Source organism: Xanthobacter wiegelii, from assembly GCF_043193855.2.
Taxonomy (GTDB): domain Bacteria; phylum Pseudomonadota; class Alphaproteobacteria; order Rhizobiales; family Xanthobacteraceae; genus Xanthobacter; species Xanthobacter flavus_A.
Window position 1 is genome coordinate 3,771,969 of the sequence record NZ_CM195529.1, and the last position, 14,709, is coordinate 3,786,677.

Below are 14,709 nucleotides of genomic sequence, written 5' to 3' on the forward strand. Positions count from 1 at the left end.
GCCTCTCAGGCCCCTTCCCTCTCCCGCGCGGCCCTGTAGTAGTCAAACCGTGACGGCGCCAAAAGCCAGCGCATATTTGAACAGACGCAAATCATGTGGCCAATACACATCACGTCCGGAGCGTCATTTTAATATTGGAATAATTTGAATGTAATCTGCCCAGCGGGGACAACGCCTGACAACACGCCACTTCCATGCGCTTTGGTCGTGAAATTGACCCCGTTTGCAATCACTGCGCCATTCGGCTTCGATGAAGCATCCCCTTCACCCTGAGGCATTGGACGCGTTCCAGATTTTACTACTACAGCACATTTTGAGGAACTCGGTCCGACACCGCGCGGCGAAGTTCATGCGGCCGCGCGTCGGACCGGGATTTTGGGACAGATGATTTCTTCATTGCCGTTGCGCGCACACCTGATGCTCTCCGCCTCCCTGCTGGCGCTCGCCCCGTTCGCGGCGGGCGGCGCTTCCGCGCAAACGGCCCCGCCGCCCGCCTGGGACCTTCCGGCCACCGACACGGACCTTCCGACCATCGTGGTGAACGCGGAGCGCGGCGACGGCGTCGTGGTGGGCTACCAGACCATCACCACCTCAACCGCCACCCTCACCCAGATGCCCGTGCTGGATATTCCGGCGGCCATCAACACGGTGACGCAGGACGTCATCCAGGACCAGAACGCCACCACCCTCGAACAGGTGCTGCAGAACATCTCGAACGTGACCGTCGCCAACACCCTCGGCGGCACGCAGGATGCCTTCATCCGCCGCGGCTTCGGCGACAATCGCGACGGCGGCGTGCTGACGAACGGGCTGCGCACCGTGCTGCCGCGCAGCTTCAACGCCACGACGGACCGGGTGGAGGTGTTGAAGGGGCCGGCCTCCACCCTCTACGGCATCCAGGAGCCGGGCGGCATCATCAACGTCATCACCAAGAAGCCGCAGGAGACCTTCAACGCCTATCTCAACGGCTCGATCTCCAGCTTCGGCGGCGGTACCGGCGATTTCGACGTCACGGGTCCGATCAACGGCACGGGCCTCGCCTTCCGCTTCATCGGCGAGTGGCAGGACCAGAACTACTGGCGCAACTTCGGCGACATCGAGCAGAACATCCTTGCCCCGTCGCTGGCCTGGTACGGCGAGAACACCACGGCGACCCTCGCCTACACCCACCGCGAATATTCCGTGCCGTTCGACCGCGGCACCATCTTCGATCTCAACACCGGCAAGGCCGTGCCCGTGGACCGGCGCATCCGCTTCGACGAGCCCTATAACGTCACCAACGGCACGTCCGACCTCGTGCTCGCGGGCGTCGAACATGCCTTCAACGACGCATGGAAGCTGAAGGTCAACTACGCCTGGAGCCAGGACGTCTATGAGGACAACCAGGCCCGCGTGATCGCCTACGATCCAGCCACCGGCATCCTCACGCGGCGGGCCGACGCGACCCAGGATTCCACCCAGCACGACAACAACCTGCGCGCCGACCTCACCGGCACGGTCATGATCGCGGGCATGAAGAACGAGCTGCTGTTCGGCGCCAATGTGAACGACTACGACGTGCTGCGCACGGACATGATCCGCTGCAAGAACGTCAAGGGTTTCAACATCTACCACCCGGTGTACGGCACCCTGCCCGCCTGCACCACCGTCTCCGCCGCCGACAGCGACCAGCAGGCCAACCAGACCCTCTACAGCGGCTATGCGCAGGATGCGATCTACCTGACCGACCAGTGGATCGTCGTCGCCGGCGGCAGCTATGCCTGGTACACCCAGACCGCCGGCAAGGGCCGCCCCTTCAACCTCAACACGGATGCGGAAGGCGGCGAGTTCATGCCCCGGGCGGGCGTCGTCTACAAGGCCACCGACAGGCTCTCCTTCTACGCCAATTACGCCACCTCATTCGTGCCGCAGATCTCCATCGCCAGCGAGATCGGCTCGCTGCCGCCGGAGACCGGCGTGTCCTACGAGGCGGGCATGAAATTCGAGGTACTGAAGGGGCTGACGGGCACCGTCGCCGTCTTCAACATCGAGAAGGAGAACGTGCTCTATAACGAGGTCATCAATGGCGAGACCTTCGCCCGCACCGCCGGAAAAGTGCGCTCGCGGGGCTTCGAGTTCGACATTTCCGGCGCCGTGACCGAGCAGATCAACGTCATCGCCAGCTACGGCTACACGGATGCGAAGATCGTCGAGGATCCGCAATATGCGGGCAACGTCCCGGCCAACGTCGCGTCACACACCTTCTCGCTGTTCGCGACCTATGATTTCGGCAAGGTCTGGGGCGAAAATTCCCTGAAGGTGGGCGGCGGCTTCCATGGCCAGAGCGAGGCGCCCGGATCGGCTGCCAACACCTTCTGGCTGCCGGGCTATGTGGTGTTCGACGCCATGGTCGCCTACACCATCCCCCAGCCCACGCCCTGGGCGGTGACGCCGCTGACCGTGCAGCTCAATGTGAAAAACCTGTTCGACACGACCTATTACGTCTCGTCCATCGGCACCAACAATCTCGGCGTCGCCATCGGTGCCCCGTTCGAGGCAACGCTCTCCGCCCGGCTGAAGTTCTGACCCCCCGGCCGGACGGCAGCGGGTCTCGGTTTATTCGCCAGCCGCATGGGCCTCCAGCCGCCGCTCCTTGGCGTAGCGTACCAGCGCGGCGAAACGGTAGAGGCCGTGGACGAACTTGCCGTAGGGCATGGTCAGGAAGAAGCCAAAGACGAAGCCGAGGTGAATGGCGAGCATCGTCCCCATGGCGGGCGTCGCGCGCAGCACCAAAAGCGCGAGGCCGGTGAGCGCGGTGCCGAACAGCATGGCGAGGAAGGCGGCGTCCATGCCCCGGCGGGTGTCGTCCATCATCATGGGATCGCGCGCCTTCTTCGCCAGGAACAGCCCGGCCGGCCCGATCACCAGGCCGATGCCGCCGAGGGTGCCGAGCACCACCGGCAGGTCCCACCACGGATAGGGCGACATGCGGCCCAGCAGATAATGGTAGAGCGTCGCCACCGAGGTCGCGGCGAAGCACAAGGCGAAGCCGTAGAAGGTGAAATGGTGGAACAGCCGACGATTGTCGGTGGGCTTCTCGTCCTCGTTCATGCAGCCCACGCCGCCGCCATCGAGATAGCGCAGCTGGCCCGCATCCTTCATGGCCTGCCAGAGGGAGGGCGCATCGGGCGGCAGGGGCTTGCCGTTTTCCATGTCCCGCCAGAAGGCGCGCAGGCCCATGAACAGGGCCAGCAAGGCGTAGAGGAACACCCCGCCGAACAGCGCCACCATGGCATTGTGTGGCATGAGGCGGAAGAAGGCGCCCGGCCCCACATGCGCGCCGAACATCACAGCCGGATCATTGAAGGCCATGAACCCGCCGAGGAAGGCAGCCACCGAGGCGGCGGTTATGAGGGCCACGACGAGGCCGTTGCGCCGGAACAGGCCGGCGAGCGGACGCGGCCACGCATAATGGGCATAGGAATCGTTGCGCACCTCGGCGAGCGTGCGGGGCACGTTCACATTGAATTCGTGCGGCGGCGAGAACTGGCAGTCAAAATAGCACGCGCCGCAGGAATGGCAGAGGTTGGACAAATAGTTGAGATCGCCAGCCGAGAATGCCCGACGCATCTCCATGGCCGGAAACACGGCGCACAGGCCCTCGCAATAGCGGCACGAATTGCAGACCGTCATGAGCCGGGCCGCTTCCTCCAGCGGCGAGCTGTGCGCGTTCATCTGGAATTCTTCCTTGTTGTGTGAGTTGTCTTGCATACAGCTGCGCACAGCCGTACTCCCTTCAAGGACCGGCGCGCGGCGCGCACCGGACAGCGGGGAGGAGCGCAATGGCGGATGCGACGGCTCAAGGAGACGACGGCCTCTCCCGCGCGCAGCGCGTCTACGAGCGGCTGAAGGAGGATATCCGGGCCGGGGCCCTCCGGCGCGGCGAGCGCGTGCGCGAGGAGCAGGTGGCGCGGGCGCTGGGCGTCAGCCGAACGCCGGTGCGCGAGGCGCTGACGCGGCTCACCGCGCGCGGGCTGATCGAGGCGACGCCGGCCGGACTGGTGGTGGCCACCATCTCCCGCCCCCAGACGCTCGAGCTTTACGCCATGCGCGAGGTGCTGGAAGGCTCGGCCGCCCGCTTCGCCGCCCAGCACGCCGCGCCGAGCGAAATCGCCATGCTCGACCGCCTCTCGTCCGCCTTCGAGGCGGCATTCGGCGACGCGCAGCGGCTGGCCGAGCTGAACCGCCGTTTTCATTCCGCCATCGTGGACGCCGCCCACAACCGCTACCTGGTCCGCATGCTGGACGAGCTGAGCGACGCCCTCGCCCTGCTGCCGGGCACCACCTTCCAGCTGGCCGAGCGCGGACCGCTGGCAGTGCGTGAGCATGCCGCCATCGTCACGGCCATCGCCGCCCGTGATCCGGACGCCGCCGAGCGGGCGGCGCGGCTGCACATCCAGCATGCGCAGGAGGCGCGGCTGGCGCTGATGCAGCTCGACTGAGCCGCTCCGGCTAGTTGCGCACACTGCGGGCCGCCCCGGTGCCGGCGCAGCGGCCGAACACGCTGCCGATGGTCATGCCGATGCCCGCGGCATAGCCGCGGCCGAGCACGTTGCCCGCCATGATCTCGCCCGCGGCGAACATGTTGGCCGCCTTGGAGCCGTCGGCCATCTGCATCCGCGCCTCGCGGTCCACGCGCACGCCGAGATAGGTGAAGGTGATGCCCGGCCGCACCGGATAGGCATAGAACGGCGCGGTATCGATGGGCCGCGCCCAATGGGTCTTGGGCGGGGTGAGGCCGTCCGTGCGGCAGTCGTCGAGGACCGTGTGGTCGAAGCTGCCGCCGGGCACGATGGACCCGTTGAATCGCGAGATGGTGGCGGCGAAAGCCTCCGGATCGAGCCCGAGCTTCCCCGCCAGCTCCTCCGGCGTCGCGGCGCTGATGGGCGGGTAGAGCGAGGGCATGAAGGAGGTGAGCGACTTGGCGTCAAACACGATGTAGGCGATCTGATCCGGCTGCTGGGCGACGAGGCGGCCCCAGATGGCGTAGCGCTTGGGCCAGAAATCCTCGCCCTCGTCATAGAAGCGCTCGGCCTTGTTGTTCATCACGATGCCGAACACCACGCAGTCGAGCCGGGTGATGATGCCCCCATCGAACTTGGGGGCGCGCGCATCGATGGCCACGGCGTGGCACTGGGTGGGATCGCCCACCGCCTTCACGCCCTTGTCCAGCAGCATCCGCAGCATGGTGCCCCGGTTGTAGGGCGTACCGCGAATGAGGAAATTCTCCGCGGGCGGCCCCCAATACTCCTTCAGCCAGTCGATATTGGCCTCGAACCCGCCGGCCGCCGCGACGAGGGCGCCCGCGCGCACCGTTTGGCGCGCGCCACTGTGCTTGACATGGGCGCCGAGGAAGAAGCCGTTGTCGATGTCGAGGTCCACCACCTCGGCGTCGTACAGCACCTCCACGCCGAGCCGCTCGGCGGTCTGGTACAGCGCGTTCAGCATCGAGCGGCCGCCGCCGAGGAAGAAGGAATTGGTGCGCCCTAGGCTCAGCGTGCCGCCGAGGGAGGGCTGGAACCGCACGCCCTGCGCGGTGATCCAGCCCAGCATGTCCTTGGACTGGGCAATCATGAAGCGGGCCAGTTCCTCGTCCGTATGGCCCTGGGTGACGCGCTTCAGGTCGTCCCAGAACTCGTCCTCGGTGTAGGGGCCGGTGAGCGTATCGGTGGCGGTGTCGTGGGCGCAGCGCATGTTGCGGGTGTGGCGCGTGTTGCCGCCGCGATAGAAGCGCGGCGCCATCTCCAGGACGAGAACCGACGCGCCGTCCCGCCGCGCCGCGATGGCCGCGCACAGGGCCGCGTTGCCGCCGCCCACCACAAGCACGTCCCAGCGGCGGCCCAGCAAAGCGGAGGCTTCAGCCGCCGTCTGCGCTTCGGCTCGCACTCCCGTCATCCGCCCCTCCACCCGTCCCGACGCCTTCGCGCCATACATTGCATTCTATTGTATACAGTCGTGCGCAGATATCTGCGCGCGTTTATTGTTCGCGTCAAGCGCCCCCCTTGACGGGGGGATGCAAATTCGCGACGGTTATAAAAGAGAATAATAGTTCTGTCTAACAGAACGATTTGCCGCGCGGTGCGGCTCAGGAGGAAACATGTCGTTCCGAAACACGATGGCCGCCCTCGCCGGCTGCCTCGCGAGTTGCATTGCCCTCTCCGGCTCTGCGTCGGCCGAGACCTATCCGGCGCGGCCGGTGACGATGATCGTCCCGTATGCCGCCGGGGGCGCTACCGACGTGGTGGCCCGGGCGGTCGCCGAGAAGCTCACGGGCGCCTGGGGACAGGCGGTGGTCGTGGACAACCGCGCCGGAGCCGGCACCACCATCGCGGCCCGGACGGTCGCGCAGGCGCCGGCGGACGGCTACCTCCTCTACATGACCACCTCGGCCCACACGATCTCGGGGCACCTCTATCCCGGCCTGACCTTCGACGCGGTGAAGGACTTCGCGCCGATCACCCTCGTCACCAAGGTGCCGCTGGTTCTGGTGGTGAGCCCGCAGGTGCCTGCCTCCAACATGTCGGAATTCCTCGCCTGGCTCGCCAAGGAGGGGGACAAGGTGAACTACGCCTCCCCCGGCATCGGCACCGCGCAGCACCTGTCGGCCGAGTTGTTCAAGATCGCCACCAAGAGCGGCATCACCCACGTGCCGTACAAGGGCGACGCGCCGGCCCTCACCGATCTCATGGGCGGCCAGGTGCAGATGATGCTCGCGACCGCGACGGCGGTCATTCCGCTCATCGAGAGCGGCAAGGTTAAGGCGATCGCCGTCGCCCATAACCGCCGCATCAGCGCGCTGCCGCAGGTGCCCACCTTCGCCGAGGCCGGCGTAAAGGATTTCGAGGCCGCCACCTGGTTCGGCCTGCTGGCGCCCGCGAAGATCAAGCCGGAGCTGGTCGAGAAAATCTACACCGACGTGTCGAAGATCGTCGCGGAGCCGGACATGCGCCGCCGCATCGAGCAGCTCGGTGGCGATGTGGTCAACAGCACGCCGGCCGAGTTTGCGCGCTTCATGCAGGAAGAGAGCGGCAAGTGGGCCGCCGCGGTGAAGGCTTCCGGCGCGTCCCTGAAGTGAGGTCTTCCCGCTCCCGGTCCGCGTTCTGCGCGGACCGGGATGCGATTGTCGGGCCGTGAACCGGGCGCGGTGTCGCTTTCCCTCAGGCGGCGCCGCGCTCGGCCGTTCCGGCGGGATGCTGAAAGGCCGGCCAGGTGCCGCCGAGGGTGCGGGTCAGTCTCTCCGCCTGCGGCAGAAGCTCTGCGCGCATGGCGGCGATCCGCTCGGGCGAGAAGCGCTCGCGCGGGCCGGACAGGGAGAGGGTGCCGAACAGGCCGGTGGGGCCGAACACCGGGGCAGCAACCGCCGCGCAGGCGGGATCGCGCTCGCCCTGCGAGAGCGCCCAGCCTTCGGAGCGGATGGCGTCGTAGCGCGGACCGGCCTCGCCGTCGAAGGCAAGGAGGACATGTCCGCCCGCTCCCACCCGAATGGGATAAACATCGCCCGCCGCCACCCGGTCCAGCGTCGCATGGCGCGAATCAACGCGGAACAGGCACAGGCGGTGGCCGGCATCCTGCCGGACATGGAACGACGAGCTTTCGGTCCCGCGATCCACCAGTTCCTGCAGAACCGGAAGCACATGGCCGCGCAGCCCGTTGCGCCGCTCATAGGCAATGCCGAGCCGGAAGGCAGCCGGCCCCAGATCATAGCCGCCATCGCGCAGGCGCGTGACATAGCCGTTGCCTTCCAGCGACGCCATGAGGCGGAGGATGGTGCTCTTGTAGAACCCCGTCAGGCGGGAGAGGTCCGCGAGGCTGACGGGACCGTTCGCGCGCTCCAGCGCGCTGACGATGCTGAGCGCCCGTTCGACGGCGGCGACGCCGCCGCCATCGGGCTGACCGGGGGTCTTGGACTCGGACACACGCATCTCCAGTACGCCCGCCGACTGCGCCGGGCGGGCGATGGATGATTGCAGAAGCGGCCGGCAATTGGAACGCTCCCGCCGCGCCGGACCATCCCACCGGGCAAGAGGCGCGCCGACGCGCCCGCCTCCGCCGTCAGCTTGATTTGGCGACGATGCGGCTCACCACGGGCCAGTAGAGATCGCCGAAGCCTTCGGCCTGCGTCTTCTCCAGCAGTCGGTCGGCGAGTTCCGCCCCTTGCAGCTTGAGCCCCACCGATTGCGCGAGGGACAGCGCGTAGCTGATGTCCTTGCGGGCGTAGGTGGTGGAGAAGGCGCGCTCCGGGAAGGTGTCCGGCACCACGGCCTTCATGCCGTGGTTGCGCAGGGCGAAGCTGTCGGCGGAGCCCTTCATCAGGGTCTCGAACAGGAGCTTGCCATCGACGCCCGCGCGCGTGGCCGTGGCCATCGCCTCGCTCAGCGCCACGACCGTCTCAACCAGAACCATGTTGTTGAGGATCTTGACGATCTGTCCCGCCCCGATCGGCCCGCAATGGGTGATGTCGCTGGCGAAGGTCGCGAGCAGCGGGCGCACGAGGTCGAAGGTCGGCTCGTCCGCGCCCACCATGATGGAGAGCGTACCCGCCTCGGCCGCCTGCCGGGTGCGCGCGATGGGCGCGTCGGCATAGCGGGCGCCGGCCGCGACGACCTTCGACGCAATGTCCCGCGTCAGCTCCACCGGCGAGGTGCCGAGATCGACGATCACCTGTCCGGGTCGGACATGGGCGAGGAGGCCATCCGCGCCGAGGGTCACGGCTTCCACATGGGCGCCGCTGGGCAGGGCCATGAAGATGACGTCGCACGCCGCCGCCAGATCGGCGAGGCTCTGCGCGCGGGTCACCCCGAAGGCGGCGAGCCGCTCCAGCGGCGCGTCCGCCCGGTCGAAGCCGACCACGGGCCGTCCACTCTTCTGCGCGAGGTTGCGGCACATGGGCTCGCCCATGACGCCGAGCCCGATGAAACCGACGCTGCCGCTCATTGTCCCATGCCTTCCTCGGGCACCAGCTTGCCCATGTCCCAATAGATGCCCTTCGCCTGCTGATAGAGGCGGACGCCGGAAATGCCCTTCTCGCGGCCGATGCCGCTTTCCTTGAAGCCGCCGAACGGCGTCGCCACGGAGAGCTGCTTGTAGGTGTTGATCCAGATGGTGCCGGCCTCGATGGCCCGCGCCACGCGCCAGGCGCGCCGGTAGTCGGCCGTCCAGATGCCGCAGGCGAGGCCATAGACGCTGTCGTTGGCCTGGGCGACGAGGTCCGCTTCGTCGGAGAAGGGCAGGATCACCAGCACGGGGCCGAAGATTTCCTCCTGAGCCACCCGCGCCGCATTGGTCAGCCCGCCGATGAGGGTGGGCAGATAGAAGGCGCCGTTGGCGAGCGCATCCGCATCGGGACGGCGACCGCCGACGATGATGTCGCCGCCCTCCTTGCGGGCCACGTCCACCATGCTTTCCACCCGGTCACGGTGGGGGAAGGAGGCGAGCGGTCCCATCTTCGAGGCCGGCTCCGTGGGCATGCCCACCGCCAGCGCCTCGGTTTTCGCCTTCAGGCGATCCACGAAGGCATTGTAGACCGACCTCTGCACGAACAGGCGCGAGCCGGCGACGCAGGACTGGCCGGAGCCCTCGAAGATGCCGCCCATGACGCCGGCCACCGCCGCGTCGAGATCGGCATCCTCGAAGACGATGTTCGGCGACTTGCCGCCGAGTTCCAGCGCGGCAGGAATGAGCCGGTCGGCGCAGATGCGGCCGATGGCGCGCCCGGTGCCGGTGCCGCCGGTGAAGGACACCATGCGCACGCCCGGATGCTGCACCAGCGCGACGCCGGTGTCGCCGCCGAGGCCGGTCACCACATTCAGGATACCCGGGGGCAGGCCCGCTTCCGCGGCGATGCGGGCGACGAGGATGGCGGCGGTGGGCGTCACCTCGGAGGGCTTCACGATGATGGCGTTTCCGGCGGCGAGCGCCGGGGCCACCTTCTGCGCCTCCATGGTGAGCGGCGAATTCCAGGGGGTGATGGCGGCGATGACGCCCATGGGCTCATAGACCGTCATGGACATGTAGTCGCCGCGCGCCGGCGTGACCTCGGAGCCGAGCGTCTCGCACACCGCCGCGAAGTAGCGGAAGGTCGCGATGGCGCTCGCCACCTGGGTGCGGCACTCGGCGATGACCTTGCCGTTCTCGCGCATCTGGATGGCGGCCAGCTCATCGGCATTGGCGGCCATGCCGTCGGCGATGCGGGCGATGATGCGGGCGCGCTCGTGGGGCCGCATGTTCCGCCAGGCCGCCGACCGCACGGCCTGCTGGGCCGATGCGACGGCGGCGTCCACATCGGTGGCGGAGGCGGCGGAGAGCTCGTAATTCACCTCGCCGGTCGCCGGATTGCGCGAGACGAAGGTGGGGCCGGTGCCCGTGACGGACTTTCCGGACACGAAAAAGGGCAATGGGGACATGGGGTTCTCGCAGGGGAGCCGGCCCGCGCGGTGCGCGGGCCCGGCGATACGGATCAGCGCTTGACGAGCGGGCACTCGCTTTCGCTCAGCGGGCGGTAGGATTCGGAGCCGGGGAAGCGCTCGACCGTCTTGTAATAGTCGAACTCGTACTTCGACTCCGCCGGCGTCTTCACCTGCATCAGGTACATGTCGTGGAGCACGCGGCCGTCCGGACGGATCACGACATCCTTGTTGTACATGTCGTTGACCTTCATCTCGTGCATCTTGGCGGCGACCTTCTCGCCGTCCTTGTTGCCGAGCGCCTTCACCGCCGCGAGATAGTGCTTCACACCGCTATAGACGCCGGCATGGATCATGGAGGGGACGCGCCCGCCCATCTGGGCCTGGAAGCGCTTGGTCCAGGCGCGGGTCTCGTCGGTGAGATCCCAGTAGAAGGAGGTGGTCACCTGAAGGCCCTGCGCCGCCTTCACGCCCAGCGCCTTCACGTCGGTGATGAAGACGAGGAGGCCGGCGAGCTTCTGCCCGCCCTCGACGATGCCGAACTCACCCGCCTGCTTGATGGCGGTCTGCACGTCGCGGCCCGAGGTGGCGAGGCCGACCACGTTGGCCTTCGATGCCTGCGCCTGAAGGAGGAAGGAGGAGAAATCGTTGGTGCCGAGCGGATGGGCCGCCTGCCCCACCACCTTGCCGCCCGCCGCCTCGATGAACTTGGTGGCGTCGCGCTGGAGCGCGTGGCCGAAGGCGTAGTCCGCCGTGATGAAGTACCAGCTCTTGCCGCCGGCCTTGGTGATGGCCTGGCTGGTGATCTTGGCGAGGGCGTAGGTGTCGTAGGTGAAGTGGAAGGAATAGGGCGAGCAGGCCTTGCCCGTGAAGTCCGACGAGGCCGGGCCGTTCACGATGAAGATCTTCTTGCGCTCCTTGGCCGCCTCCAGGATCGCGAAGCCGGCCGAGGAGGCCGCACCGTCCGCGATCAGGTCCACGCCCTGGGTATCGAACCACTTGCGGGCAGTGGCGGAGGCGATGTCCGCCTTGTTCTGGTGGTCGGCGTCGATGATCTCGATGCGCTGGCCGATGACCTCGTTGGCGAAGTCTTCCGCCGCGAGCCTGGCGGCGACCACCGAACCGCGCCCGCCATTGTCGGCGAACACGCCGGACTGGTCGTTCAGGATGCCGATGCGGATCACGTCGTCTGCCGCACGGGCAGCGACCGGAGCTGCGGCGAGCGCCATACCGAGCGCGGCGGCGGCGAACCTCTTTTTCGTTGTGTTCATTCTGGCGTCTCCTCGCGAATTATCGTTGGTCATGATTGACCGGCACGCGCCCGCACCTCGTCGAGGACGGGAGCGATGTAGCGGCGGAACTGCTCGGGGTTCTCGCTCATCGGGAAGTGGCCGAGGCGCTCCATCACCGTCACCTGCGCGCCGGCGATAGTGCGGGCGGCGCGGAGCGTGTCGTCGGGGGAGCAGGAATAGTCGTATTCGCCCGTGAGCAGGTAGAGCGGGCAGACATTGGTGTCGATGGCGGCGGTGCGGCCACGCAGATCGCCATCGACGCGGTAGAAATAGAGGTCACCCTTGAAGACGCCCGGCCCGCTCTGCTTGTAATGCCACAGCGTTTCCATGCGCCGCGCCGGGGGCACATCGGGCGACATCAGGCCGGAAACCAGCGCCGCGCAGGCTTCACCGCCGTGGACATCGGGCCGGTTCAGCCATTCCGTGTCGTACCAGGGCTGCTGGAAATCCGCGGCCTCGAGGCCGATCAGCGCGGAAAACTCCGCCGCGTGATCGATGGCGAGGTTGAGCACGATGCGCCCGCCGATGGAGCAGCCCATCACCACCGGCTTCTCAAGTCCGAGCGCGCCGCAGAAGGCGCGGATGGTGGAGGTGTAGGCCGCCGTGGTGAGGCGATATTCCGTGCCGTCCCAGTCCTCGGGGGGATTGGACTTGCCGTGGAAGGGCAGATCGAAGGCGATGACGCGGAAGTGCCGCGTGATCTCGGGATCGGCCAGAAGGTGGCGCCACTGGCGTCCGTCCGAGCCCGCCGTGTGCAGGCAGACGAGCGGGATGCCGGCACCGGCCTCCTCGAAATAGACGCGGTGCGGGCGGCCTTCGATGGGGAAGGTTACATAGCGCCCGACCATGGGTTCGATCTGGGGCTCGATGGTCGCGGGAACGGTCATGCTCATGCCCGTGCCTCCCGCGGCAGCGCCAGAAGGTCCTTGAAGTACTGGAGGTTGGCGATGAAGGGGTGAAGGTCTCCCTCCAGCGTCGCCGCCCCGCGCTTGGTCAGCGCCAGAAGGTCGTGCCAGCCCGCCTTTGGCATGGGCTGCCAGAACGCGCTCCACGCCTCGGGGGTGGCGCGGTAGGCGAAGCGCCAGTTCGCCATCACGCGCGGCGCCTCGTCCATCTGCACGATGCGGCCCTGCGCGATCCGCAAGCGGAAGGCCCGGCCGGGAAGCCCCACGAGGCATTCCGTGGACAGAAAGCGGCCGCGCTGCTGAAGGGCGGGCATGCCTTCCAACAGCGCCGGCAGGCGGGCGAGCCGCGCCGCCACATGGTCATCGGGATCCACCAAAACCCTCCCTATTGTTCTGCTAGACAGAACATCTGTTCTTTTTTGTAAGTTGAATATACAGAGAGACGATCCGCTGGCAAGCGGCTTCGCCGGGTCCGATAAGCAAGTCCCGGACGGCCGTATGACCGAGGCTCACGACGAAACCGCCCGGCACAGAACCGGGGATCGGGAGGGAACGAGATGCAGTGGGAGGTCTATGCCCTGCGCTATGGCGATCAGCAGCGCACGCGCGGCATGAATTTCATTGGCGCGGGCGATCCGCACGATACGCCGATGCCACTCGATTTCTACGTCTGGCTCCTGCGCAGCGGCAGCCGGCTGATCGCGGTGGACACCGGCTTCGCGACGGTCGGCACGCCCGCACGGGGACGCCGAATCCTTCGGGATGTGGCGACGGCCTATGGCGATCTCGGCTGCGATCCGGCCGAGGTGGAGGACGTGATCATCACCCACCTCCACTACGACCACGCCGGCAACCTCGACCTGTTTCCGAAGGCCACCTTCCACCTTCAGGAACGCGAGATGGGCTTCGCCACCGGACGGCACATGTGCGTCGCGTGCATGCGCCACGCATTCGATGTGGAGGATGTGGTGAAGATGGTGCGCGCGCTTTACGCCGGCCGGGTGCGCTTCCATGCCGGTGACGGGGAGGTCGCGCCCGGCGTCAGCGTCCACCATGTCGGCGGCCACACAGACGGCCTGCAGATGGTGCGGGTCGAGACCGCGCGCGGCCCGCTGGTGCTCGCCAGCGACGCCAGCCACTTCTACGCCAACATGCAGGACGGCCTGCCCTTCCCCATCGTCTTCAATGTCGGCGACATGGCCGCCGGCTGGGGGCGCGCGCGGGTGCTGGCGAACGGGCACGAGGAGATGATCGTGCCGGGCCACGACCCGAGGGTCCGCGCGCTCTATCCGGCCGTGGAAGGCAGCGCGGGCGAGACCGTCGCGCTCCACTTGCCGAGGATTGGCTGAAAACAGGCTTCGAGAGCGCACCGGACGGCCGGCGCCCGTGCGGGGCATTCATCTGCGCCCAAGCTTGACCGCAAAAGGCGGCACGCCTTGGAAAACTTGCCGACGGCCCAGGGCACCATGCCCGACCAGATGCGTGCACGTGGACGCCGACTTCGCCGCCCCGCATTGACCCTCTGGCGTCCTGCCGGCTCCTCAGGCGGCTCCGCCGCGCCGTGGACGGGCGCGGGTGGCGAGCACGTTGCGGATGGCGAAGCTGGAATGGATGCGTCGCACCCCCGGCAGGGTGGAGAGAATATCCGTGTGCACGCGCTCGAAATCGCCGGCGGTCTCCACTTCGACCCGCAGGCGATAGTCCGCGCCGCCCGTCATCAGGTAGCACTCGCGGACTTCCGGATACTTGCGCACGGCGTTCTCGAACCGGCGGAGGAAGTCCTCGGTCTGCCGTTCGAGGGTGATGTCCACCATCACCGACATGCCGGCTTCCGCGGCGCCGCGATCGACGATGGCCGTGTAGCCCTTGATGGCCCCACTGGTTTCCAGAATGCGAATGCGTCGCAGGCAGGAGGATGGGGACAGGCCGACCTCGGCCGCGAGATCGGTGGTGCTGATGCGCGCGTTCAGCAGCAGCTGGCGAAGGATGGCTTGGTCGATGGCGTCCAGGCTGCGCATGCGCGATTCTTTCAAACTCTGCCTGATTTTTTCATCCGGGCGATCATAACCA

At 67.3% G+C, this 14,709-nt stretch carries 13 protein-coding genes; 4 read left to right on the forward strand and 9 right to left on the reverse strand.

Annotated elements, in window-relative coordinates; translation table 11 throughout:
* Positions 1 to 417: 417 nt before the first annotated feature.
* On the forward strand, positions 418 to 2,565 hold the full coding sequence (locus tag V5F63_RS17565) for a TonB-dependent siderophore receptor (protein ID WP_394100740.1): 2,148 nt from the start codon (positions 418 to 420) through the stop codon (positions 2,563 to 2,565).
* A 30-nt stretch (positions 2,566 to 2,595) separates the two neighbouring features.
* Here the strand turns inward: V5F63_RS17565 and tcuB are convergent, their stop codons facing one another.
* Positions 2,596 to 3,714 carry a tricarballylate utilization 4Fe-4S protein TcuB gene (gene tcuB, locus V5F63_RS17570; RefSeq protein WP_209484425.1) on the reverse strand — a complete coding sequence of 373 codons (1,119 nt, stop codon included), beginning with the start codon at positions 3,712 to 3,714 and terminating at the stop codon, positions 2,596 to 2,598.
* A 107-nt stretch (positions 3,715 to 3,821) separates the two neighbouring features.
* On the opposite strand from tcuB, the gene V5F63_RS17575 reads away from it, so the two are divergent.
* A complete protein-coding gene (locus V5F63_RS17575) occupies positions 3,822 to 4,481 on the forward strand; it encodes a GntR family transcriptional regulator (RefSeq protein WP_394100739.1) in 660 nt (219 codons plus the stop codon).
* 10 nt (positions 4,482 to 4,491) lie between these two features.
* Here V5F63_RS17575 and tcuA read toward each other — a convergent pair whose 3' ends face one another.
* A complete protein-coding gene (gene tcuA, locus V5F63_RS17580) occupies positions 4,492 to 5,883 on the reverse strand; it encodes an FAD-dependent tricarballylate dehydrogenase TcuA (protein ID WP_394100960.1) in 1,392 nt (463 codons plus the stop codon).
* A 253-nt stretch (positions 5,884 to 6,136) separates the two neighbouring features.
* Between tcuA and V5F63_RS17585 the strand changes: the two genes are divergently transcribed.
* Complete coding sequence (locus tag V5F63_RS17585) at positions 6,137 to 7,114, forward strand: tripartite tricarboxylate transporter substrate binding protein (protein WP_394100738.1); 978 nt, start codon at positions 6,137 to 6,139, stop codon at positions 7,112 to 7,114.
* 82 nt (positions 7,115 to 7,196) lie between these two features.
* On the opposite strand, the gene V5F63_RS17590 is transcribed toward V5F63_RS17585, so the two are convergent.
* The 6 genes from V5F63_RS17590 to V5F63_RS17615 form a co-directional block, all read right to left on the reverse strand.
* The gene (locus V5F63_RS17590; protein ID WP_348634230.1) at positions 7,197 to 7,955 is read right to left on the reverse strand and encodes an IclR family transcriptional regulator; all 759 of its coding nucleotides are present in this window, start codon (positions 7,953 to 7,955) and stop codon (positions 7,197 to 7,199) included.
* 136 nt (positions 7,956 to 8,091) lie between these two features.
* Positions 8,092 to 8,973, reverse strand: a complete 882-nt coding sequence (locus V5F63_RS17595) for an NAD(P)-dependent oxidoreductase (protein WP_209484435.1) — start codon at positions 8,971 to 8,973, stop codon at positions 8,092 to 8,094.
* Positions 8,970 to 10,442, reverse strand: a complete 1,473-nt coding sequence (locus V5F63_RS17600; protein ID WP_394100737.1) for an aldehyde dehydrogenase — start codon at positions 10,440 to 10,442, stop codon at positions 8,970 to 8,972. The genes V5F63_RS17595 and V5F63_RS17600 overlap by 4 nt, the downstream gene beginning before the upstream one ends.
* Before the next feature lie 53 nt (positions 10,443 to 10,495).
* Entirely contained in the window at positions 10,496 to 11,713 is a 1,218-nt protein-coding gene (locus tag V5F63_RS17605; protein ID WP_209484438.1) for an ABC transporter substrate-binding protein, read from the reverse strand.
* Between the two features lie 29 nt (positions 11,714 to 11,742).
* Positions 11,743 to 12,627 (reverse strand): alpha/beta fold hydrolase, encoded by an 885-nt coding sequence (locus V5F63_RS17610; protein ID WP_394100736.1) that lies wholly within the window; start codon positions 12,625 to 12,627, stop codon positions 11,743 to 11,745.
* Complete coding sequence (locus V5F63_RS17615; protein ID WP_348634231.1) at positions 12,624 to 13,013, reverse strand: hypothetical protein; 390 nt, start codon at positions 13,011 to 13,013, stop codon at positions 12,624 to 12,626. The genes V5F63_RS17610 and V5F63_RS17615 overlap by 4 nt, the downstream gene beginning before the upstream one ends.
* A gap of 183 nt (positions 13,014 to 13,196) precedes the next feature.
* On the opposite strand from V5F63_RS17615, the gene V5F63_RS17620 reads away from it, so the two are divergent.
* A complete protein-coding gene (locus tag V5F63_RS17620) occupies positions 13,197 to 13,988 on the forward strand; it encodes an N-acyl homoserine lactonase family protein (protein WP_394027982.1) in 792 nt (263 codons plus the stop codon).
* A 192-nt stretch (positions 13,989 to 14,180) separates the two neighbouring features.
* On the opposite strand, the gene V5F63_RS17625 is transcribed toward V5F63_RS17620, so the two are convergent.
* Positions 14,181 to 14,657: an Lrp/AsnC family transcriptional regulator gene (locus V5F63_RS17625; protein WP_209484442.1), complete on the reverse strand. Its 477-nt coding sequence runs from the start codon at positions 14,655 to 14,657 to the stop codon at positions 14,181 to 14,183.
* Positions 14,658 to 14,709 lie beyond the last annotated feature (52 nt).